The following is a 20,167-nucleotide window of genomic DNA, read 5'->3' as shown; positions in this document are numbered from 1 at the left end:
CGCTCCTCTCACGCGGCCTTGATCTGGCACAGGGTACACTTCGTCTCCTGCATGCCCGTCACAGGGTCGAAGCCGTAGGTGGTGACTGAGTTCGAACTCTCGCCCAGCACCACCGGGTCGGTGCCCTTCGGGTAGTAGTCGCGCATGTCCTTGCCCTCGTACCAACCCGAGAAGTGGAAGGGCATGAAGGCGACGCCCTTGCCGACGCGGTCGGTGACGAGCGCCTTCATCTTGGCCTTCGCGCTGTTCTCGGCGCCCGTCACCCAAACGAACTGACCGTCCTTGATGCCGCGCTCGGACGCATCACCGGTGTTGATCTCGACGAACATGTCCTGCTGGAGTTCGGCGAGCCACGGGTTCGAGCGGGTCTCCTCGCCGCCGCCCTCGTACTCGACGAGGCGGCCGGAGGTGAGGATGATCGGGAAGTCGCGCGCGACGTTGCGCTCCACCGCCGATTTCTGCACGGAGAAACCGATGTTCGGCATGCGGAACTGACGCTCGTCCGGCCGGGTCGGATACTTCGCCACAAGGTCGGGGCGCGGCGTGTAGATCGGCTCGCGGTGAACCGGCACGGGGTCCGGCAGGTTCCACGCATTGGCGCGAGCCTTGCCGTTGCCGAACGGGATCACGCCGTGGTCGAGGCAGACGCGCTGGATGCCGCCCGACAGGTCGGTGGCCCAGCTCACGGTGTCGGGCTTCTCGCCGCCGATCTTCAGGATGGTGGCGCGCTCCTCATCCGTGAGGTCCTTGTCCCATCCGAGCTTCTTGAACACCCCGAAGGTGAACTCGGGATAGCCGTCCGTGAGGTCGGAGCCCTTGGTGAAAGAATCTTCCGCCAGCAGGGTCTCGCCGTTGCGCTCGGTGCCGAAGCGCGCCCGGAAGGTGCTGCCGCCGTCCTTCACGTGAAGCGATGTGTTGTAGAGGATCGCCGAACCCGGATGCCGGAGTTCCGGCTTGCCCCAGCACGGCCAGGGCAGGCCGTAATAGTCGCCGCCGACCTCCGGATCGTCCTTCGGCGCGCGCAGGGTGATGAGGTCGAACTTCGCCTGGTTGCGCATATGCGCCTTCAGGCGCTCGGGGCTCTGGCCGCAATAGCCCGTGGACCAGCCGCCGCGGTTGATCTCGCGCAGGAGATCCTCCGCCGAGGGAATGTTGTTCTCGACCTTGATGTTCTTGAACAGGGTTTCGGCGAAGCCGAGCTTGGTCGCGAGCCGGTACAGCACCTCGTAGTCGTTCTTCGACTCGAAGGCCGGTTCGACGATCTGCTCACCCCACTGGATCGAGCGGTTCGAGGCCGTGCGCGAACCCTCCATCTCGAGGGAGGTGCAGATCGGTAGCAGGTAGGTGTTGTCCTGGCGGGCATCGAGGGCTGCGAAAGTCGTGGGGTGCGGATCGGCCACCACCAGCAACTCGAGCTTGTTCATGCCCTCGACCGCCTCGGGCAGGCGGGTGACGGTGTTGCCGCCGTGGCCGAACACCATGAAGGCCTTCAGCGGGCTGCGCTGGTCGATCTGCTCCGGCGGCAGGTTCACCGCATCGAACCACCGGGTCGAGGTGATGCCCGGCGCTTCCATGTTCTCCTTGCGCGTGCGGGCCTTGCGACCCGCCGTGGCCGGCACCTCGTCGAAGCGCGACTGCAGCCACTCGTAGGGTACGTCCCAGACGCGGGCCCAATGGCGCCATCCGCCCTCGACGAGGCCGTAATAGAGCGGCAGCGACGTGACATCGAGGCCCAGATCGGTGGCGCCCTGCACGTTGGTGTGACCGCGGAAGATGTTGGCGCCGGTGCCCGGCTTGCCGACGTTGCCGGTGGCGAGACACAGGATGCAGAGCGCGCGCACGTTGGCGGTGCCCACCGTGTGCTGGGTCGCGCCCATGCACCAGATCAGGGTGGCGGGCTTCTCCTTGGCGAATTTCTCCGCCACCCGGCGCAACTGCTCGCCGGGCACGCCGGAGACGCGCTCGACCTCCTCGGGCGTCCATTTGGCGACTTCCTTACGGACGTCGTCCATGGCGTAGACGCGCTGGGCGATGAACTCCTTGTCCTCCCAGCCATTCTGGAAGACGTGCCAGAGGATGCCCCAGACGACCGGGATATCCGTGCCCGAACGGATGCGGACGTACTCGGTGGCGTGGGCGGCCGTGCGGGTGAAGCGCGGATCGATGACGATCATGTTCGCGCGGTTGATCTCCTTGCCAGACAGCACGTGCTGCATGGAGACCGGGTGCGCCTCGGCCGGATTGCCGCCTAGGATGATCATCGTCTTGGCGTTGCGGATGTCGTTGTACGAGTTGGTCTGGGCGCCGTAGCCCCAGGTGTTGGCCACCCCCGCCACCGTGGTCGAGTGGCAGATGCGCGCCTGGTGGTCGACGGAGTTGGTCCCCCAGAATGCGCCGAACTTGCGCATGAGGTAGGCGGCCTCGTTGGTGAACTTGGCCGAGCCGAGCCAGTAGACCGAGTCGGCGCCGTTCTTCTCACGGATCGCCGCGAGCTTGTCGCCGATCTCGTCGATGGCCTGGTCCCACGAGATGCGCTGCCACTGGCCGGCAACGAGCTTCATGGGGTATTTCAGGCGGCGATCGGAGGAGACGAGTTCGCGAATGGCCGCGCCCTTGGCGCAGTGCGTGCCGCGGTTGATCGGGCTCGCGTAGGACGGCTCCTGACCGACCCAGACGCCGTTGACCACTTCGGCCGTCACCGTGCAGCCCACCGAACAGTGGGTGCAGACGTTCTTCTTGATGACGGTCTCGGGGCCGACCGCCGAGGAGCCGGCGGCGCGGGCCTGCCGCACGGAGCCGAGCTGGAGCGAGCCTGCCGCCGCGAGCGCGCCAGCGGCGAGACCGGATTTCTGCAGGAACCCGCGGCGGTCGAGCATGCCGGAGGCGAGGCCGGCGGCCACGGCCTGATGCTTGGTGCGGCTCGCCGCGCCGCTCTTACGCTTCGTCAGCATGGCTGCCTCACTTCTTGCCGGCGTCGTTGGTGCTGTTCTTCAGCGTCTCGTACCCGTTGGTCCGGTAGAACGCCTTCACGTGGTCGGTGAGCCGGTAGCGCCCCTTGGTCTCGTCCTGGCCGGGGTCGTAGGCCTGGGCGTCCGTCGCCGTCATGGGCGTCGCCGAGACACCGACGGCGGCCGCGACCGTTCCGCCGCCGAGCGCGCGGAAGAACTGGCGACGACCGAGCCGGTCCTTCTGGTCTTTCGGATCCTGTCGCATGGTCGACACTCCTCAAACGGCGGGGGATGCGCCGTCGGCGCGATCCATTGAATTCGGATGGCGGGGGGTCACGCGTCCATCGCGAAGGCCTGCGCCTCCACCTCGATGAAGGCACGACCCAATCCACCGACGGTCCGATAGAAGCGCGCGGCCTTCGCCCGCTCCAGATCGGCGAAGAAACGCCCGGCCCAGGGCTCCAGATGCCTCGTGAAAAAGTCTCGCGCGGCGTTGGGTGCCGCGTCGAACCGACCGGCCACGAGCCCGGCCATGCAATCGAGGAGGATCGCGAGGTGATCCTCGGGCTCGGTCATCGCCGTATCCCGCTCGATCCCGAGACTCCGCAGATCCTCACGCACCCGAGCGAGGGGCCGTTCGTTGAGGAAGCCGGTGAGGTAGTAGGACGCGTAGGGCAGGAGCTCGCCGCGACCGACCCCGACGAAAAGGTCGTGATATTCGCGTGCTACCGTTTCCGGGGCCACCTCGCGGCTGGCGCGCGCCAGAACCTCGACGGGCTGGCCGAGCAGACTGTCCCCGCCCCGAAGTCGCCCGAGGGTTTCGAGCACGGCCCGGTCCGGCGCATGCCCGAGGAGAACGGCGAGAAGATCGTAGTGCTGGGCGCGCCCATGATCGACGTCGTCGACGGTCGCGCTCATCGGAGCGTGACCGTTCTGATGTCCTTCGTCCGCGTGCTCGTTGGCCCCTGCGACGGAACGCATCCCACTCTCGAACCTGAACCCTGCGACCTTGAACCCGGGACGATCCCGATCTGCGTGACCTTCACGGAACGTCCGCTGCGCCATGGCGCGAGCCGACGGTATCCGGGTGTTTCGCTCAGCACTGTAAGCCGGGATCGTACTTTGGAGCTACGATAAAAAGCGTTCGAGACTGGCGCAATCCCGATTCCACAGCTCAGCTTGGCCTAGCACCGCCATGGCGTCGCAGGCGCGATACTGAAACTGTATCGATCGACGTTGTGCGTGCTGGATCCGGGGAATTCGCAGGAGCGGTACTGTCTATCGGTTTTGCCAGGAGCTTCGACGCGTCCGACGCCTCGGCGACCGGCTGCCCTTCGGAAGCAGCGCTCTCGAAAGTCTCGCTTTCGGCATCGGCCTGCGGTGCCGGTTCCACCCGGCTCGTGTCGGCGGCGAGCGGTTCGGATGGATCGCGGTTGAACAGCCGGCCGAGCATGGCCTTCACGTCGTCGACGGGCAGGAGCGGGCCGAGGCCCGGCACGCCGCCGGGCGTATTCCAATCGTAGGCATATTCCCGCGCTTCGCTGACGAAGTCGCGGATGGCGGGATCGACGGACCACATCTTTCGAAGCGCGGCGTTGCGCATGGCCGAGGGCACGCCGGCACGCAGGAACGGCGTCAGGTCCGTCTCCGCCGTGAGGTCCGCGAGGGAGGGCAAATCGGCTAGGAGGTCGCGTTCCGCCTCGGCGGCCGCATCCGACGCGACGGTCTCGTCCGCCGGGGTGGGGGGATGGTCGACGAAGTCCTCCGCAACCGGCGGGATCTCCGCCCGCTCGCTGAGGCGAACGTCGCGCTTGCGCCGGGCCCAGCGCGACAGGAAGCCGTCGCTCATGACCGTCTCCCCTTGCGGCCGGCTCCGGTGCCGGAACCGCCGGCCTGCCGGGCCAGGGCCTCGGGGTCGGCCCGGTCTCGTTTGCGCTTCTCGAACACGCGCTCGATGTGGTGCGCTTCGAAGAAGGCGAGGAGCTTGGCTTGCAGATCGGGCGGCATCGGCACCGCCTCGACCACCTCGCCGATGCCCTCGGCCATGGATTCGCCCTCGTAGGGGTCGGCCGTGACGGTGGCGACCTCGTAATCCCCCTCGCCGAGCTTGCGCAGGGCGACCCAGAGGGAGGGGCGTCCGGACACGAGATTGTCGCGGTAATGCGCGGTCTCGGCCGGGTGCAGATGAACGTCGTAGGCACCCGCATAATAGGTGCCCTCGTCCTCGGTGCCCGAGAGGCGCGTCCCCGGCGGCGCGGCGGGGGCCGCCGGCAGGATCGCGACGGGGAGCCAGGCGTGGGTCGCCCACGGCCCTTTCAGGCGACGCTTCTCCACGACGACACCGACTTCGAAGTGATTGTCGGGGGGGGAGTCGGACATGGGGAGGTTCCTCAAGCCGCCGGGGAGGCAGCACGCAGGGGCAGGCCGGCGACGATGTTCTGCGGCTTCATCTGGACCTGGTTCGTCGTTGTGCCCGCGAGGATCAGGTAGACCGGTCTGTCGCCGACCTTCGGGTCGACCTGGCCCGTGTCGGCGAAAACGAGCCGGAAGAGTGCGATCACCCGCTCCTGCGTCGTGGAATCGACGGTCTCGCCCCGCCAGAGCGCGTTGCCGATGCGCGTGCCCTCCGCGTCGAGGCCGACGAACCAGCGCCAGTCCGTGTCCTCGAGCCGGTCGAGGGGGGTCACCGTGACCTCGGTGTTGAGGAGGTGACGCACGAACACCTCGATGACGCGGGCCAGACCCTCCCGGCTCCGGGGGCTCGATCCGAGATTGAGCGCCATGGAGAATGCGTCCGAGCGGCTCCAGTAGGTCCAGGCATTCTCGTCGTTCAGCACATCGAGCTCGTTGGCGGCTTCCTTGCCGAGCATCGCCACGAGGGGGGAGAGCGGGGCGGAGCCCTCGCGCGCCTCGATCACCTCGGCATCGGCGAGGAGCACGGCGCCCTCGTGCCGGCTCACCCGCTGGGTGCGGAAGAACAGTTCGGCCGCCCGCAGGACGTAGGGATCGTCGCACGAATCCAGCGCATTGCGCAGGATGAGGTGCACGAGTTGGTTGAGGAACAGGGACGGCGTGCCCTGCAGGCCCTCGCGCACGAGACTCAAATAAGCCGCCTCGATGGAGCGCGCAGCGAGAAGCCGGTCGCGGAACGCCAGGAGCACCGCCCAGTTCTCCCGTGCGTCGGCATCCACGATGGCCGCCAAGGCCTCCGTGGTTACGGTGCGTCGGGGCTCGGCCAGGAGATCGGCGTGGAGCCTCCGCTCGGCGGCGCACGCTTCTTCCGGCGGGATCAATTCCGGCCGCGCCAGATAGGCGAGGATCAACTCGTCGGTGGCCCCGAGGCCGCCGCCTTCCGTGCGGCGGGTGAGATGGTGGCCGCTCGATACCCAGAACTCGGTCATCCCTGGCAACGGCCCCTATTGGCTGCGTGCGGCATCATGGCTCCGTCCGGTCGCGTCGCGCGAGACCGACGAGGTCGGCGCGCTCCTCCGGCTCGTCTTCGTCGGTCTCGACGAAACGGAAGGCGCGGGCGCCGGCATGGAGGCGGTCCTCGCCGCCGGGCTTCTGGTGCAACGTGCGAAACGCTTCCGCGATCGCGCCGTCCGTCTCCGTGCGATGCATCGCCACGACGGTGCCGATGGGAAGGTCGCAGAGGGAGGCGGCGAAATCGATCTCTTCCCGCGCCGCCGCGAGGGCGGCCGCCTGGTCCGGTGCGCCGAGGCGTTCCCGCAGATGGTGCGCCAGGTCCGCGACGGCCTCGTCCCGCTCGGCCTCGCTCGCCTCGCTCACCACCACCAGGGTCGAGAACCCGAACGAGCGCACCCCGAGGAACCCCGAGCGAAAGGCGACCCGGTCCTTGCCCGTCAGGTTCGACAGATCCCGGTCCCAGAACAGGAACGAGCCGGTCACGGCCCATTCGCCGGGCTCGGCGGCATCCGCGAACACGAAGCTGTCGGACGGGTCGAGACGCAGCGTTCGGGGCAGCTTGAGGGGGCTCACAGCCGTACCGCCCGGGTGGCGGGATCGCGCCAGACCGGCGTCGTCAGGCAGGGGGCGAGCGGCAGGCGCTCGACCGCGCCGTCATGCTCGAGGACGGCATCGCCGTTGCGGTCGATCTCCGCCCGCGCCCCGACGGCCGCCGGCACATGGGCGAGGTAGCGCGCCGCGATGCCGTCGAACCCGTCTTCCGCCCAGGTGGCGAACGCCTTCATGAGGTTTCGCGCGAAGCTCTCCACCAGGGCGAGGCGGATGCCGGGCCCGAAGCCTTCCTCGTCCAGAGCCGTGGAGTCCGGAGTCAGACCAGGATCGTCGCCGTGAGGCTTCGAGACGAGCAGCATGGCGGAAAAGACCAGCCAGTCCGGAACCGCATCCTCGGCGCAGTCCCGTGGCCAGCCGAGGCGTCCGCCGCCGAGACGCGCCCCGTCGAACCTCAGTTCGTCCGGCCAGAGCAGGGTGATGGGCATCTCCGGCGGCCCGTGAGTCCCCACGGCATCGACGAGAGCCACCATGCCGAGAAGGAGGGCGCGGCGGGCCGACGCGAGCGGCTCCCCGGGGGCGAGGACGACCGCGAGATCGAGGACATCCTCCCGCTCGACCAGAACCAGGGTCCCGGCCGCATCGCCGCCTTCGTCCGCGGCGAGCGCACAGGCGCGCGCGAAGGCGTCATCCGTCGCCGGTGCGCGCAGGCCGGTGAAGGCCGGCGGCAGCACGAGGCGCGCCGGATCGGTCGCGGACGGGACTGTCATGGGCGCGCGGTCAATCCGGGTACTTTCGCGGGTGGGACTTCACGGGCCGGACGGGGGCTCCGCCCGGTGCGATCAATTGGTGCGTTCGTAGTTTCGAACCGTTCGATTATATAACGGATGCGCGAGGCCCCGCGAAGGGGCCGCGCCGGTCCCCAACGCCTCAGGTTGCCCCGTGTCCGATCGTCTCGTGTTCGCCTGTTCCTGCGAGGGCACCATGCCCCTCGACGCTACCGCCATCGCGCGCGGCTGCGGCGGGACGCTGAAGACCGCCGACCAGCTCTGTGGCCGGGAACTCGACCGCTTCCGCGAAACCCTCGGCACGGGCGTCCCCGTCACCGTGTCCTGCACCCTTCAGTCGCCCCTGTTCGACGAGGTCGCCGAGGAACTGGGTGCCGAGGACCGCGTCACCTACGCCAAGATCCGCGAGACCGCCGGCTGGTCCACCGAGGCCGGTCGGGCCGGTCCCAAGATGGCGGCTCTTCTGGCCGCCGCGGCCGAGCCCGTCCCCGACGCCAGCACCGTCTCCATCGAGAGCCAGGGCGTGGCGCTCATCTACGGCCGCGACGCCGTCGCCATCGAGGCGGGACGGCGGCTTGCAGGGGATCTCGACGTCACCGTCCTGCTGACCCGGCCGGACGCCGTCGAGCCGCCGCAGCGCAACGACTTCCCGGTTCTCCAGGGCACCATCGCGGGCGCCACCGGCCGCCTCGGGGCCTTCGAACTCCGGATCGACGATTACGCCCTCCCCGCCCCGTCCTCGCGGACGCACCTCGTCTTCGGCCTGCCGCGCAACGGTGCCACCTCGACCTGCGACGTGGTCCTCGACTTGAGCGGCGGCACGCCGCTGTTTCCAGCTCACGACCTCCGCATCGGGTATATGCGCGCCGACCCGCGCGACCCGGCGGCGGTGGAACGCGCCATCACGGCGGCGGCCGATCTCGTCGGCACCTTCGACAAGACCCGGTTCGTGAATTTCCGGGCCGATCTTTGCGCGCATTCGCGCTCGCGCATCACCGGCTGCACGCGCTGCCTCGAAGTCTGCCCCACGGGCGCCATCGCGTCGGCGGGCGACACCGTGGCCATCGATCCCACCGTCTGCGCCGGCTGCGGCAACTGCGCGGCCGTCTGCCCGACGGGGGCCGCCGCCTACGCCGTGCCGCCCGCGGATGCCCTGATGCGACGCCTGCGCGGCCTGATGCTGGCCTACTCCGAGGCCGGCGGCCAGGACGCGACGATCCTGTTCCACGACGGCGATCACGGCGAGCCGCTCATCGATGCCCTGGCCCGCCACGGTGACGGCCTGCCCGCCCGCGTCCTGCCCGTGCGCCTCAACGAGATCACCCAACTCGGCCCCGAGGCGATGGCGGCGCTGTTCGCCTATGGGGCCACGGGCGTGCATGTCCTCGCCCGTGCCCGACCCCACCACGACCTCGACAGCCTCCACCGCACGGTGGCGCTCGCCGACACCTTGGCGCAGGCCCTCGGATATGGCGGGGCGGGACCGGCCATCGCGGTGATCGAGACCGACGATCCGGACGCCCTCGGGGCGGCTCTGTCGGAAGCCCGCATCGGCGCCGCGTCGTCCCGTCCGAGCCGGTTCATGCCCGTCGGCGGCAAGCGCGAGGTGCTGCGCTTCGCCTTCCGCGAGATGTACGAGGCGGCGCCTCGCCCGACTGCCTACGTGGCCCTGGCGGCCGGTGCCCCCTTCGGCGGACTCGACTTCCGCACGGAAGATTGCACCCTCTGCCTCGCCTGTGTGGGCGCCTGCCCGACGCATGCCCTTTCGGACAGCGCCGAACGGCCGTTGCTGGCCTTCGAGGAGAGCCTGTGCGTCCAGTGCGGCCTGTGCGCGGCGACCTGCCCGGAATCGGTGATCGATCTCCGGCCCGGCCTCGACTTCGAGGCCTGGACCGCGCCGCGCCGCGTGGTGAAGGAAGAGGAGCCGTTCTGCTGCATCAGTTGCGCCAAGCCGTTCGGCACCCGCAGCACCATCGAGCGGGTCGTCGAGAAGCTGCGCGAGCGTCACTGGATGTTCTCGGGCTCCGGCGGCGCAGAGCGGATCAATGCCCTGATGATGTGCGAGGATTGCCGCGTCGAAGCGGCCCTCAACCAGGGCTTCGATCCCCATGCCGGGCCGGAGCGGACGCGCACCCGTACGACCGAGGATTACTTCCGTGAGCGGACGGAGCGGGGCGAGGCCGTCTGAGCGGGTCCGATGGACGGCTTGTCCTGGCGGCCCATGGTGCCGCACGATCTCGGCGCGGTCGTCGCCCTCGCTGAGGCCCTGTTTCCGGACCATCACGAGGCACCCGAGCGCTTCGCGGAGCGCCTCCGGGCAAGCCCGACCTTTTGCCGGGTGCTGGCGCCGGAGGCCGGTGCGATCCGCGGCTATCTCATCGCCTATCCCTGGCCGCTTGGCCGCATCCCGCCCCTGAATCAAGCCTTGGAAAGCATCGCGGGCCACGATGCGATCCACGTTCATGATCTTGGGCTGCACCCGCGGGCGGCGGGCCAGGGCCATGCCCGCGCGGCCGTGGCCGATCTCGTGGCGCGCTCCGACGGTGCGGCCATCGCCCTGGTGGCGGTGAACAGGTCCGTCCCCTTCTGGCGGGCTCAAGGGTTCCGTGAGGCGCCCTGCCCCCCTTCGGCGGAGAAGCTCGCGAGCTACGGGGCCGACGCCCGCTACATGGTCCGGCGGCCCTGACCGGCCCGTGTCACGGCAGGGCGGTCGCCTTTTCGAGGAACCGCACCAGGGCCGCGCGGTCGTCCGCGTCGGTGATGGTCTGCTCGGGCATGCGGGTGCCCGGCGTGTAGCGGGCCGGGCCGACCTCGAACAGGCGGGCGATGGTGGTGGTGTCCCAGACGAGGTCCATGGATTTCAGGGCATCGGAATAGCGATACCCGGGCTCGCTCGCGATGCGGCGACCGATGATGCCGGCGAGATTCGGGCCGGCCCGCGGGCCGGCCTCCGGCGTCAGGGCGTGGCAGGCGACGCAGGCGCGGAAGACTTCTGCGCCGCGATCGCCGTGAAAAGCCGCCAGGGTGTCGGCCGGGCGCGGCAAACTCAGGGCGCCGATGGGCTCGCCCGTGGTGGCGTTCCAGCGTCGGACCAGCCGGTCGCTGCCGCCCGTGACGAGTTCGTCGCCCCGCCACGCCACGGACCACACCGGCAGGCCCGGACCGACGAGACGGCGCAGGATGCGGCCGCTGGCGCGATCGATGAGAGCGACGGTGCCGCCCGCCGTGGCTGCGGCCAAGCGGGTCTCGTCCGGCGAGAAAGCCAGGGCGATCACCGGGTTCGGTCCGACATCGGCGGCCGCCCGCTCACCGCCGTCGGGGCGCAGCAAGCGCACGATGGCATCCCCGCCCGCCACGGCGATTTCGCCGTCACGGGTCACCGCGAGGGCGTTCAGGGGCGTCGGAAGGGGGGTGACGCGCGGCGGCCCGTCCGCACTCGGCCAGATCCGCAAGGTGGCATCGTAGCCGGCGGTGGCGATCCGTCCGTCGGACAGAAAGGCGACGGCGTTGATGGGGCCCGTGTGCCCTTCGAGCACCCGCCCGGGGCCGCCGGCCAGGGGTCGGACCCGCGCCGTCCCGTCCCAGGACGCGGAGGCGATCTGGAGCCCGTCCGGCGACACCGCCAGCCCGGCCACCGGTCCGGTGTGCTCGGAGAGGACGCGCTCGGGCTCCGACCGCCCATTGCGCCACAGGGCGATGCGGCCATCCTCCGAAGCCGTGGCGAAGCCGCCGTCCGGTAGGGTTGCGACGGCGTTCACCGCCCCTTCGTGGAAGCGCAGGACACTCAGCGCGGTGCCGGTCGCGATTCCCCACACGATCACCGCCTGGTCGAAACCGCCCGAAATCGCGATGTCTCCACCCGGGACCACCGCCAGCGCCCGCACCGGACCACCATGGCCGCGCATCTGTGCCAGGGCCGGAGGAGTCGCCAGCGACACGGCCAACAGGCCGAACATTCCAAGGACGGATCGCATGACGCGCAGGGGCCGCATGGCTCTCGGTTCCAACGGGCCGGCTCCCCGCCGGTTCGGCCGGACCATAACCGAGGCGCGACGGCCCTGTCCCCGGACGCACCCTGGGGCCCTGTGCCGCGCAGACCTGCACCGCACACGCTTGATCAACGCAGGCCGATGCCGCATGCGGAGTCGTATGGATGGCCCTGCGTGGATGGAAGCTGGGATTTGCCGACTGCGCGTCCTCGTGGAAACGGCGTGACGCGGCACGCCTCGGCGGCCCTGATGCCGCTGGCCGACGCGGTGGCACGCCTCGTCTCGGGCGTGGTTCCCGTCGCGGAGCGGGTGCTTCCGGCGACCTTGACCTTGGGTTTCGCGGCGGCCCACGACGTGGTCGCGAACCGAAACTCGCCCGAACGGCCGACGGCCTTGCGTGACGGCTGGGCGGTGGAGGCCGAAGGCGTCACCGGGGCCTCGGCATACGCACCGATTCTCCCGAGTGCGCCGCCGGTCTGGGTCGAGGCGGGTGAGATTCTCCCCGACTGCGCCGATACCGTGCTGCCGCCCGAGGCTCTGGAGGGCCGGACGTTCGTCGCGGATGCCCCCGCCGGCGACGGAGTCCGCCGGCCGGGCGAGGATCTCGCGGCCGGTACGCGCGTCCTCGCCGCCGGTACGCGTGTCGGACCGCTGCACCTTCTCGCCTTGGCCGCGGCGGGCCTCGCTCAAGTCCCGGTGCGCAGCCCGCGCGTCGCCCTCATCGCCACCGGTGGTTCGGCGCCCTTGGCCGAAACCCTGGCGGCCCTGATTGCGGCCGATGGCGGCGATCCCGGTACGCCCGTCACCGTACCGGATGATCCCGCGGCGATCGCGTCGGCGATCCGTGCGGCTGCGGTTGACGCCGTTCTGGTACTCGGCGGAACCGGTCCGGGGCGGACGGACCACAGCGTCGCCGCCCTGGCGCTGGCCGGCGAGGTCCTGGCTCACGGCATCGCGATCCGGTCGGGCGAGACCGCCGCCATCGGGCGCGCCGACGGCCGTTCCGTCCTGCTGCTCCCGGGCCGCCCGGAAGCCGCGCTCTCCGTGTACCTCGCCCTCGGGCGTCCACTCCTCGCCGCCCTGTCGGGTGGCGATGGGCCAGAGCCCGTGAGCGGAATCCTGACGCGCAAGGTCAGCGCCACCATCGGGGTGAGCGACGTGGTGTTCGTGCGCCGCCACGCCGGCGTCGTCGAGCCGCTCGGCGGGGCCGATCTCGCCCTGTCGCGCCTCGCCGAGGCCAACGGAGCGATCCTGGTGCCGCCGGAACTGGAAGGCTATCCGGAGGGCACGACGGTCGAGGTCCTGACCCTGTGACGATGCCGGAGTACGAGATCCCGTTTCGCGAACGCCTGGCCGCCGCCGCCCGGCAGGAGCAGTTCCTGTCCGTCGTCAGCCGGGAGGAGGCCGCGACGCGCTTTCGGGCGGCGGTTCCCCATCGGGTCCTGCCGCCCGAGGACGTCCCGTTGGCCGAGGCCCTCGGCCGTGTGCTCGCCACGGATGTCGCCTCCCCCATCGACGTGCCGCCCTTCGACCGGGCCCTGGTGGATGGCTTCGCCGTGCGGGCCACGGACACCCAGGGCGCCGGTGCGGCGAGCCCCCGGCGCCTCGTCCTCAACCGTGAGATCCTGGCCTGCGGTGTCGCGCCGAGCCTCGCCGTGGCCGAGGGCAGCGCCACCCCCATCGCCACCGGCGGCGTCATCCCGCGCGGCGCCGACGCGGTGGTGATGGTCGAGCAGACCGAGTTCCTCGACGCGGTGCTGGCCATCGACCTCGTTCAGGCGGCGCGGCCGGGCCAGTTCATCGGCTACGCCGGGGGTGACATGGCCGCCGGCGAGACGGTCCTGCGCCGGGGCCTGCGCATCACCGCCCGCGAGATCGGCATGCTGGCCGCCTGCGGCCTCGCCCGCATTCCCGTGGTGCGCCGGCCCAGGGTCGCGGTGCTGTCCACCGGCGATGAACTCAGGGCGGCCGGACTGCCCCTTCCCCCGGGGGCGATCTACGATTCCAACGGGCCGATCGTTGCCGCGTCCGTCATCGAGAACGGCGGCGAGGCCGTGTCCCTCGGCATCGTTCGCGACGATGCGGCAGCCCTTCGCGAGGCCCTGCAGGCGGCCCTCGCCGAGAACGACATCGTCGTGCTCTCGGGGGGCACCTCGAAGGGCGCTGGCGACGTCTCGCATCGTATCCTGCGGGATCTCGGGAGCCCCGGCATCCTCGTTCACGGCGTCGCCCTCAAGCCCGGCAAGCCGCTCTGCCTCGCCGTGGCGGAGAGCAAGCCCGTCGTCGTGCTGCCGGGTTTTCCGACCTCCGCGATGTTCACGTTCCACGATTTCGTCGTGCCGCTCATCCGCGCCATGGCGGGGCTGCCTCCGCGCGAGGACGAGGCCGTCGCGGCCGTGCTGCCCCAGCGCGTGGCCTCCGAACTCGGGCGGACCGAGTTCGTGATGGCGTCGCTGGCCGAGACGCCCGAGGGGCTCGTCGCCCTGCCGGTCTCGAAGGGCTCGGGCTCCGTCACCGCCTTCTCGCAGGCCGACGGCTTCTTCTCGGTGCCCGCCGCCCGCTCGGGCGTCGAGGCGGGCGAGACCGTGTCCGTCACCCGCCTCGGGGCGGGGGTGCGCCCGCCCGACCTCACCCTGATCGGCAGCCATTGCGTCGGGCTCGACCGGGTGATCGGCCTGCTGGCCGAGCGGGGTCTGCGCGCCCGCACCCTCTGGGTCGGCTCGGCCGGGGGGCTCGCCGCCCTCCAGCGCGGCGAATGCGATCTCGCCGCCCTGCACCTCCTCGACCCCGAGACCGGACTCTACAACGGCCCCTTCCTCGCCGAAGGCTTCCGCCTCGCCCCCGGTTGGGGGCGGCTCCAGGGCGTGGTGTTCCGGCGCGGCGATCCGCTGTTCGAGGACCGGGCGGCCGAGGCGGCGGTCACCGCGGCCCTCGCTGCCCCCGTGACCGTGATGGTCAACCGGAACGTCGGCTCGGGCACCCGCGCCCTCGTCGACGGTCTCCTGAAGGGCAGCCGGCCCGCCGGGTTCTGGAACCAGCCGCGCTCGCACAACGCCGTGGCGGCGGCCGTCGCGCAGGGGCGTGCCGATTGGGGCGTCGCCATTTCCACCGTGGCCCGCGCCTACGGCCTCGGCTTCCTGCCGCTCACGGAGGAGCGCTACGATTTCGCCTACGCGGCGGACAGGCGCGAGACGCCGGCGCTGGCGGCGTTCCTCGACGTGCTCGCGGACGATCGGACCCGCGCGGCTTTGCGCGACCTCAGTTTTCGCGTCGGAGACACCCCATGATCGCCCCCCGGATCATCGGCCTCGCCGGCTGGAGCGGGGCGGGCAAGACCACTCTGCTGACGCGGCTGATCCCCGCTCTCGTGGGACGCGGGCTACGGGTGGCGACCATCAAGCACGCCCATCACGACTTCGACGTCGACCGGCCCGGCAAGGATTCCCATCGCCACCGCGAAGCGGGCGCCGGCGAGGTCATCGTCTCGTCCGCCCGGCGCTGGGTCCAGATCCACGAAGTCGCGGACGGCCCGGAGGCGACGCTCGCCGATCTCCTGCGCAAACTCTCGCCGTGCGACCTTACCCTCGTCGAGGGGTTCAAGCGCGCAGCGCACGCGAAGCTGGAAGTCCACCGCGCGGCCAACGGCCGGCCGCCGCTCCATCCCGGCGATCCGCGCATCGTCGGGGTCGCGAGCGATACGGCCTTTCCGGAGGCGGGCGTTCCGGTGGTCGATCTCGACGATATCGCCGGCATCGCCGATCTCGTCCTCGCCCGGGCCGAATCCTTGGAAGCGACCCTCGATCGCCTCGATCGCCTCGAGCACCCGGAGGACGCATGGCGCAGCTGAGCGACGATTGCTTCGCCTTCGGCGGGGCGCTGATGCGGATCGAGGACGCGGCGAGCCTCATCGCGGCGCGCCTGCCCGTTCTCGCCGGCACCGAATGGGTGTCCCTGGTCGACGCCGACGGGCGCGTGGCGGCCGAGGACGTGGTGGCCGGTCACGACGTGCCGCCCTTCGGCAATTCCGCCGTCGACGGTTACGCCGTGCGCCATGCCGACTTGGATGGGAACGGGGAAACCCGGCTCCCCGTCCTGGGTCGGCTCCCCGCCGGCGCCGCGCCGGATGCCATCGCGGCATCCGGTGGCGCCGTCCGCATCTTCACGGGTGCCGCCCTGCCGCCCGGCGCCGACACGGTGTTCATGCAGGAGGACGTGCGCCGCGAGGGCGATGCCGTCCTGCTGCCGCAAGGGTTGAAGCCCGGCGCCAACGCGCGCGCCGCCGGCGAGGATATCGCGCGGGGCGAGCGGATCATCGCGGCGGGGCGACGGCTCGTGCCGCAGGACCTGGCCCTCGCCGCCGCCACCGGCCATGCGCGCCTGCCCGTCCGTACGCGTCTGCGGGTCGCCCTGTTCTCGACGGGCGACGAGCTCGCCGAGCCGGGCACGCCCCTCGGGCTCGGTGCCATCCACGATTCCAACCGGGTGATGCTGGCGGCCCTCCTCGGGCGCCTCGGCGTCAGGGTGGACGATCTCGGCATCCTGCGCGATGCGCCCGAGCCCCTGGCGAGGCGTCTCGCGGACGCCGCCCGCGACCACGATCTCATCCTCACCTCGGGCGGGGTCTCGACGGGGGAGGAGGACCATGTCCGGACCGCCGTGGAGGCGGTGGGCCGGCTCCTGTTCTGGCGGCTCGCCATCAAGCCCGGCCGCCCCGTCGCCATGGGCCTCGTCGACGGCACGCCCTTCGTCGGCCTGCCGGGCAACCCCGTTGCGGTCTACGTGACGCTGCTGTTCGTGGTGCGTCCCCTGCTCGCGCGCCTCGGTGGGGCGAGTGTCGTACCCCCGGTTCCGCAGAAGGTCCGCGCCGCCTTCGCCTATCGCAAGAAGTCGGGACGCCGCGAATTCGTTCGGGTGACCCTGGCACCCGGCCTCGACGGGGTGATGGAGGCACACAAGTTCCCCCGTGAGGGCGCAGGCCTTCTCACGTCGTTGACCCAAAGCGATGGCCTCGCCGAACTTCCGGACGACGTCATCGGCGTCGCGCCCGGCGACACCGTCGCGTTCTATCCCCACGCCGCACTCTGGTAACGCGTCCCCGATCATTTGCGGTCGGGGATAAGACGCTGCCCTACATCGGAAGCGAGCTTCCTATTGCGCTCGTCCGCCCGGGCGTTGCATCGCAGCCGAACCCCTGCTTCCGGCGCGCATGACCGAGACCCTCCACGAGACGTTCGCACGGCTGGCCACCCTCGATCGCGACGTCGTCGCCATCGCGTGGCTGTCCTTGCGCGTTAGCCTGTCGGCCGTGGCCATCGGCCTCGTTCTGGGCATTCCCATGGGCGCGTTCCTCGCCGTGACACGGTTTCGGGGCCGGTCCGCGCTCGTCGGGCTGCTCAACGCGTTCATGGGGCTGCCGCCGGTGATCGTCGGGCTCGTGCTCTACCTCGTCCTGTCACGGTCGGGACCGTTCGGGTCGCTCGGCCTGCTGTTCACCCCTGGCGCCATGGTGGCGGCGCAGGCGGTCCTGGCGACCCCCCTCGTCGCGGCCCTGACCCGCCAAGTGATCGCCGACGCCGAGGACCATCTCGGCGAGCAGTTGCGCTCACTCGGTCTCTCCGCTCCGCGCCGGGCGGGCGTACTCATCCACGACACCCGTTTCTCCCTCGTGACCACGGCACTCGCGGCGTTCGGAAGGGCGATCTCGGAGATCGGCGCCGTGCTGGTGGTGGGCGGCAACATCGACGGGCACACCCGCACCATGACGACGGCGATCTCCCTGGAGACCCAGAAGGGCGATCTCAGCCTCGCCCTGGCGCTGGGCCTCGTCCTCATCGGACTCGTGATCACGGTGAACGCGGTGGCGGCCCTCCTGCGCGGCCACGCCGCCCGCGCCTACGGGTGAGCGCGATGGCAGGCATCACCCTCACGGACATCCGTCTGGTTCTCAATCGCACCACGATCCTCGACGGCCTGAGCCTCGCGATCCCGCCCTCCGGCATCACCGCCCTCGTCGGCCCCAACGGGGCGGGCAAGAGCGCGACCCTGCGGGTGATCGACGGGCTGTTGGTTCCGACGGGTGGCAGCCTGCGGGTGCCGGGTGCGGCGCGCCGGGCCTTCGTGTTCCAGAAGCCCGCCCTCATCCGGGCGAGCGCCGCCGCCAACGTCGCCCTCGGCCTCGTGCCCCTGAGCCTGTCTCGGGCCGAGCGCCGGGAGCGCACCCGCGCGGCGCTCGCCCGCGTCGGCCTCGCACACCGGGCCGGCGACCCGGCCACCCGCTTCTCCGGCGGCGAGCAGCAGCGCCTCGCCCTCGCCCGCGCCTGGGCGGCCCGACCCGACCTCCTGCTGCTCGACGAACCGACGGCGAACCTCGATCCTAGTGCCACCGAGCGCGTGGAAGCCCTCATCGCCGAGATGGCGGCGGAAGGCACCAAGGTGGTGCTCGTCTCCCACAATCTCGCACAGGTCGCGCGGCTCGCCGCCGACGTGATCGTCCTCGCGCAAGGCCGCGCCGTCGAGCACGGCCCGACCCGGACCACCCTCCTGTCCCCGCGCACGCCCGAGGCGCGCGCCTATTTCGATGGAGAACTGCCTTGGACTTCCCTCGCCGCGGCGTCCTGACCCTCGGTCTCCTCGCACTCCTGGGGGCGTCCCCCCTGGGGGCTTCCCCCGCGAGCGCCGAGCCGGCCTCCATCGTCGTGGCCTCGACCACCTCGACGGAGCAGTCCGGCCTGTTCAAGCACATCCTCCCCGCCTTCGCGGTGAAGACCGGCATCGCCGTGAAGGTGGTGGCCCTCGGCACCGGTCAGGCCCTCGACGCGGCGCGCCGGGGTGACGCCGACGTGGTTCTCGTCCACGACCGGCCGGCGGAGGACGCCTTCGTGGCGCAGGGCTTCGCCAAGGCGCGCTTCGACGTGATGTACAACGACTTCGTGCTGGTGGGGCCGAAGGGCGACCCGGCCGGCACGAAGGGCACCGACATCACCGCCGCCCTCCGGAACATCGCCGCCGCCAAGGCGTCGTTCGTCTCGCGCGGTGATCGTTCGGGAACCCACAGCGCCGAGCTGCGGAGCTGGAAGGAAGCCGGAATCGATCTGCCCGCCGTGAAGGGCGAGTGGTACCGCGATGTCGGCCAGGGTATGGGGCCGGCCCTGAACACGGCCTCCGCCCTCAATGCCTACATCCTGGCCGATCGCGGCACGTGGCTCGCATTCAAGAACCGCGGTGATCTCGCGATCCTGGTCGAAGGCGACAAGCGCCTGTTCAACCCCTACGGCGTGATGCTGGTCAACCCGGACAAGCACCCCACCGTGAAGGTGAAGGAGGGACAGGCCTTCATCGACTGGCTCGTCTCGCCCGAGGGCCAGGCCTCCATCGCCGCGTACCGAATCGGCGGCGAGCAGCTGTTCTTCCCGAGCGCCGGGACCGTTCGCGCGCCGTGAACCTCAGCGCGACTGACGCCGACGCACGACGTACCAGAGGGCGGCCCCCAGCACGATCGCCACGAGGCTTACCCAGACCCAATTGAAATCCATCGCCGCCAGGGTGTTGGCGCTGGAGTTGGAGCCCGCCGGCCCGGTCTCCGGGATCGGCGGGGCCGGGTTCATCGCTTGTGCGACGGCCTCGCCCACGGCGGCGAGCAGGATCAGGGCGGCCAGAACCCGGTTCATCGATCGATCCTCATTGCCGTCCGGCCGTACCGTCGAATGTGAAGGCCGGCGCAGCGGCGAGCTCGGCCTTCGTCAACCTCAGTTCCGCCCGGACGGGGGCGTTGCCGGAGGCGCCCGCCAGCACGGTCGCGCGTTCGCCCGTGGGAGTCTGCGCGCCCGTCGAACCCGTCGCGTCGGTGACCCGCCCGCTGTGCTTGTCCTCGACGGCGCCGAGGACGTCGCGGGTGGTGTCGCTCCCCGGCATCGTCTGCGGCCCGGCCTGGGCGGCCTCGGCCGGCGTCGCGGCGTTCCGCGGGGTCGCGACCGAGGTCGGACCCCAGGTGAGGGGCACGTCGCCGACGTTCCAGGCCAGCAGGCCGAAGGGAACCGCGACGTACTTCTCGCCCATCCCCAGAAAGCCGCCGACCCCGATCACCACCGTCTCGATCCGACCGTCCGCCCCGAGCAGCACATCCTCGATGCTGCCGACGCGGACGTGATCCAGCCCGATGACACCGACCCCGATGATCTTCGAGACCCGCATGCTCCCCGGGGCCGGAGCGGTCCGGAACCGCGATTCCTCGGCCGTGCCCGCATCGTCGGCAGCCCGCGCGGGTGCGTTCCAGGCCAAGGGGGCCGGTCCACACAGGATGGCGGTGAGGAGCAAAGCGCTCCACCGATACGTTTTCATGGCTGACTCCAGGGGACTGAAACGCGGGCCTTGAAGTCTCAATGCGCGGGCGTGCGGTCCGGTTCATCGCGGTCCCATTCCGGGCGCCGGGGCGACAAACCACGAAAAATCGTCCAGAGCACCCAGCCGG

At 70.8% G+C, this 20,167-nt stretch carries 20 protein-coding genes; 9 read left to right on the top strand and 11 right to left on the bottom strand.

From position 1 onward, the window contains the following. Positions 1 to 8: 8 nt before the first annotated feature. The 8 genes from ASF25_RS19890 to ASF25_RS19855 all read right to left on the bottom strand — a co-directional run bounded on the left by ASF25_RS19890 (position 9) and on the right by ASF25_RS19855 (position 7,693). A complete protein-coding gene (locus tag ASF25_RS19890; RefSeq protein WP_056167189.1) occupies positions 9 to 2,951 on the bottom strand; it encodes a formate dehydrogenase subunit alpha in 2,943 nt (980 codons plus the stop codon). A gap of 7 nt (positions 2,952 to 2,958) precedes the next feature. Continuing rightward, the gene (locus tag ASF25_RS19885) at positions 2,959 to 3,213 is read right to left on the bottom strand and encodes a formate dehydrogenase (protein ID WP_056167341.1); all 255 of its coding nucleotides are present in this window, start codon (positions 3,211 to 3,213) and stop codon (positions 2,959 to 2,961) included. Between the two features lie 68 nt (positions 3,214 to 3,281). Continuing rightward, positions 3,282 to 3,866 (bottom strand): molecular chaperone TorD family protein, encoded by a 585-nt coding sequence (locus tag ASF25_RS19880; protein ID WP_156369080.1) that lies wholly within the window; start codon positions 3,864 to 3,866, stop codon positions 3,282 to 3,284. 256 nt (positions 3,867 to 4,122) lie between these two features. Then, on the bottom strand, positions 4,123 to 4,797 hold the full coding sequence (locus ASF25_RS19875) for a DUF3306 domain-containing protein (RefSeq protein WP_056306552.1): 675 nt from the start codon (positions 4,795 to 4,797) through the stop codon (positions 4,123 to 4,125). Next, positions 4,794 to 5,327 carry a DUF3305 domain-containing protein gene (locus tag ASF25_RS19870; protein ID WP_056167181.1) on the bottom strand — a complete coding sequence of 178 codons (534 nt, stop codon included), beginning with the start codon at positions 5,325 to 5,327 and terminating at the stop codon, positions 4,794 to 4,796. The genes ASF25_RS19875 and ASF25_RS19870 overlap by 4 nt, the downstream gene beginning before the upstream one ends. 11 nt (positions 5,328 to 5,338) lie before the next feature. After that, positions 5,339 to 6,349 (bottom strand): DUF6352 family protein, encoded by a 1,011-nt coding sequence (locus tag ASF25_RS19865; protein WP_056267433.1) that lies wholly within the window; start codon positions 6,347 to 6,349, stop codon positions 5,339 to 5,341. A gap of 34 nt (positions 6,350 to 6,383) precedes the next feature. After that, positions 6,384 to 6,947 carry a DUF6505 family protein gene (locus ASF25_RS19860; protein WP_056306551.1) on the bottom strand — a complete coding sequence of 188 codons (564 nt, stop codon included), beginning with the start codon at positions 6,945 to 6,947 and terminating at the stop codon, positions 6,384 to 6,386. Further along, positions 6,944 to 7,693, bottom strand: a complete 750-nt coding sequence (locus ASF25_RS19855) for a biotin/lipoate--protein ligase family protein (RefSeq protein WP_056306550.1) — start codon at positions 7,691 to 7,693, stop codon at positions 6,944 to 6,946. Before ASF25_RS19855 ends, ASF25_RS19860 begins: the two co-directional genes overlap by 4 nt. A gap of 214 nt (positions 7,694 to 7,907) precedes the next feature. Here ASF25_RS19855 and ASF25_RS19850 point away from each other — a divergent pair, with 214 nt between their 5' ends. Beyond that, positions 7,908 to 9,899 carry a 4Fe-4S binding protein gene (locus tag ASF25_RS19850; protein ID WP_056306581.1) on the top strand — a complete coding sequence of 664 codons (1,992 nt, stop codon included), beginning with the start codon at positions 7,908 to 7,910 and terminating at the stop codon, positions 9,897 to 9,899. 9 nt (positions 9,900 to 9,908) lie between these two features. After that, positions 9,909 to 10,397: a GNAT family N-acetyltransferase gene (locus ASF25_RS19845; RefSeq protein WP_082502975.1), complete on the top strand. Its 489-nt coding sequence runs from the start codon at positions 9,909 to 9,911 to the stop codon at positions 10,395 to 10,397. Positions 10,398 to 10,407: 10 nt separating this feature from the next. On the opposite strand, the gene ASF25_RS19840 is transcribed toward ASF25_RS19845, so the two are convergent. Next, positions 10,408 to 11,667: a c-type cytochrome gene (locus tag ASF25_RS19840; RefSeq protein WP_244473110.1), complete on the bottom strand. Its 1,260-nt coding sequence runs from the start codon at positions 11,665 to 11,667 to the stop codon at positions 10,408 to 10,410. 255 nt (positions 11,668 to 11,922) lie between these two features. Between ASF25_RS19840 and ASF25_RS19835 the strand changes: the two genes are divergently transcribed. The 7 genes from ASF25_RS19835 (at position 11,923) to ASF25_RS19805 (ending at position 19,139) form a co-directional block, all read left to right on the top strand. Next, on the top strand, positions 11,923 to 13,014 hold the full coding sequence (locus tag ASF25_RS19835; protein WP_244473109.1) for a molybdopterin-binding protein: 1,092 nt from the start codon (positions 11,923 to 11,925) through the stop codon (positions 13,012 to 13,014). 2 nt (positions 13,015 to 13,016) lie between these two features. Next, complete coding sequence (locus ASF25_RS19830; protein ID WP_056306549.1) at positions 13,017 to 14,987, top strand: molybdopterin biosynthesis protein; 1,971 nt, start codon at positions 13,017 to 13,019, stop codon at positions 14,985 to 14,987. Beyond that, the gene (gene mobB, locus ASF25_RS19825; RefSeq protein ID WP_056306548.1) at positions 14,984 to 15,547 is read left to right on the top strand and encodes a molybdopterin-guanine dinucleotide biosynthesis protein B; all 564 of its coding nucleotides are present in this window, start codon (positions 14,984 to 14,986) and stop codon (positions 15,545 to 15,547) included. Before ASF25_RS19830 ends, mobB begins: the two co-directional genes overlap by 4 nt. After that, entirely contained in the window at positions 15,535 to 16,788 is a 1,254-nt protein-coding gene (glp, locus tag ASF25_RS19820) for a gephyrin-like molybdotransferase Glp (protein ID WP_056306547.1), read from the top strand. Before mobB ends, glp begins: the two co-directional genes overlap by 13 nt. 118 nt (positions 16,789 to 16,906) lie before the next feature. Further along, positions 16,907 to 17,602, top strand: coding sequence for an ABC transporter permease (locus ASF25_RS19815; protein WP_056306546.1), 696 nt, complete (start codon positions 16,907 to 16,909; stop codon positions 17,600 to 17,602). A gap of 5 nt (positions 17,603 to 17,607) precedes the next feature. Continuing rightward, positions 17,608 to 18,318, top strand: coding sequence for an ATP-binding cassette domain-containing protein (locus ASF25_RS19810; RefSeq protein WP_156369078.1), 711 nt, complete (start codon positions 17,608 to 17,610; stop codon positions 18,316 to 18,318). Then, positions 18,291 to 19,139, top strand: coding sequence for an extracellular solute-binding protein (locus ASF25_RS19805; protein ID WP_056306544.1), 849 nt, complete (start codon positions 18,291 to 18,293; stop codon positions 19,137 to 19,139). Before ASF25_RS19810 ends, ASF25_RS19805 begins: the two co-directional genes overlap by 28 nt. Before the next feature lie 3 nt (positions 19,140 to 19,142). Here ASF25_RS19805 and ASF25_RS19800 read toward each other — a convergent pair whose 3' ends face one another. Further along, positions 19,143 to 19,367, bottom strand: a complete 225-nt coding sequence (locus ASF25_RS19800; RefSeq protein WP_056306543.1) for a hypothetical protein — start codon at positions 19,365 to 19,367, stop codon at positions 19,143 to 19,145. Between the two features lie 10 nt (positions 19,368 to 19,377). Beyond that, on the bottom strand, positions 19,378 to 20,037 hold the full coding sequence (locus ASF25_RS19795; protein ID WP_056306542.1) for a PRC-barrel domain-containing protein: 660 nt from the start codon (positions 20,035 to 20,037) through the stop codon (positions 19,378 to 19,380). Between the last annotated feature and the right edge of the window lie 130 nt (positions 20,038 to 20,167).

The sequence above is a fragment of the Methylobacterium sp. Leaf100 genome, from assembly GCF_001422845.1.
Taxonomy (GTDB): Bacteria; Pseudomonadota; Alphaproteobacteria; order Rhizobiales; family Beijerinckiaceae; genus Methylobacterium.
Note: the sequence above shows the minus strand (reverse complement) of the source record. Positions and strands in the feature narration are given on the sequence as shown.

Excerpts from the sequence above, each read along its gene's own strand:
- ASF25_RS19890 (WP_056167189.1), bottom strand. The coding sequence starts at position 2,951 with ATGCTGACGAAGCGTAAGAGCGGCGCGGCGAGCCGCACCAAGCATCAG.
- ASF25_RS19885 (WP_056167341.1), bottom strand. The coding sequence starts at position 3,213 with ATGCGACAGGATCCGAAAGACCAGAAGGACCGGCTCGGTCGTCGCCAG.
- ASF25_RS19880 (WP_156369080.1), bottom strand. The coding sequence starts at position 3,866 with ATGAGCGCGACCGTCGACGACGTCGATCATGGGCGCGCCCAGCACTAC.
- ASF25_RS19875 (WP_056306552.1), bottom strand. The coding sequence starts at position 4,797 with ATGAGCGACGGCTTCCTGTCGCGCTGGGCCCGGCGCAAGCGCGACGTT.
- ASF25_RS19870 (WP_056167181.1), bottom strand. The coding sequence starts at position 5,327 with ATGTCCGACTCCCCCCCCGACAATCACTTCGAAGTCGGTGTCGTCGTG.
- ASF25_RS19865 (WP_056267433.1), bottom strand. The coding sequence starts at position 6,349 with ATGACCGAGTTCTGGGTATCGAGCGGCCACCATCTCACCCGCCGCACG.
- ASF25_RS19855 (WP_056306550.1), bottom strand. The coding sequence starts at position 7,693 with ATGACAGTCCCGTCCGCGACCGATCCGGCGCGCCTCGTGCTGCCGCCG.
- ASF25_RS19850 (WP_056306581.1), top strand. The coding sequence starts at position 7,908 with ATGCCCCTCGACGCTACCGCCATCGCGCGCGGCTGCGGCGGGACGCTG.
- ASF25_RS19845 (WP_082502975.1), top strand. The coding sequence starts at position 9,909 with ATGGACGGCTTGTCCTGGCGGCCCATGGTGCCGCACGATCTCGGCGCG.
- ASF25_RS19840 (WP_244473110.1), bottom strand. The coding sequence starts at position 11,667 with ATGTTCGGCCTGTTGGCCGTGTCGCTGGCGACTCCTCCGGCCCTGGCA.
- ASF25_RS19830 (WP_056306549.1), top strand. The coding sequence starts at position 13,017 with ATGCCGGAGTACGAGATCCCGTTTCGCGAACGCCTGGCCGCCGCCGCC.
- mobB (WP_056306548.1), top strand. The coding sequence starts at position 14,984 with ATGATCGCCCCCCGGATCATCGGCCTCGCCGGCTGGAGCGGGGCGGGC.
- glp (WP_056306547.1), top strand. The coding sequence starts at position 15,535 with ATGGCGCAGCTGAGCGACGATTGCTTCGCCTTCGGCGGGGCGCTGATG.
- ASF25_RS19815 (WP_056306546.1), top strand. The coding sequence starts at position 16,907 with ATGACCGAGACCCTCCACGAGACGTTCGCACGGCTGGCCACCCTCGAT.
- ASF25_RS19810 (WP_156369078.1), top strand. The coding sequence starts at position 17,608 with ATGGCAGGCATCACCCTCACGGACATCCGTCTGGTTCTCAATCGCACC.
- ASF25_RS19800 (WP_056306543.1), bottom strand. The coding sequence starts at position 19,367 with ATGAACCGGGTTCTGGCCGCCCTGATCCTGCTCGCCGCCGTGGGCGAG.
- ASF25_RS19795 (WP_056306542.1), bottom strand. The coding sequence starts at position 20,037 with ATGAAAACGTATCGGTGGAGCGCTTTGCTCCTCACCGCCATCCTGTGT.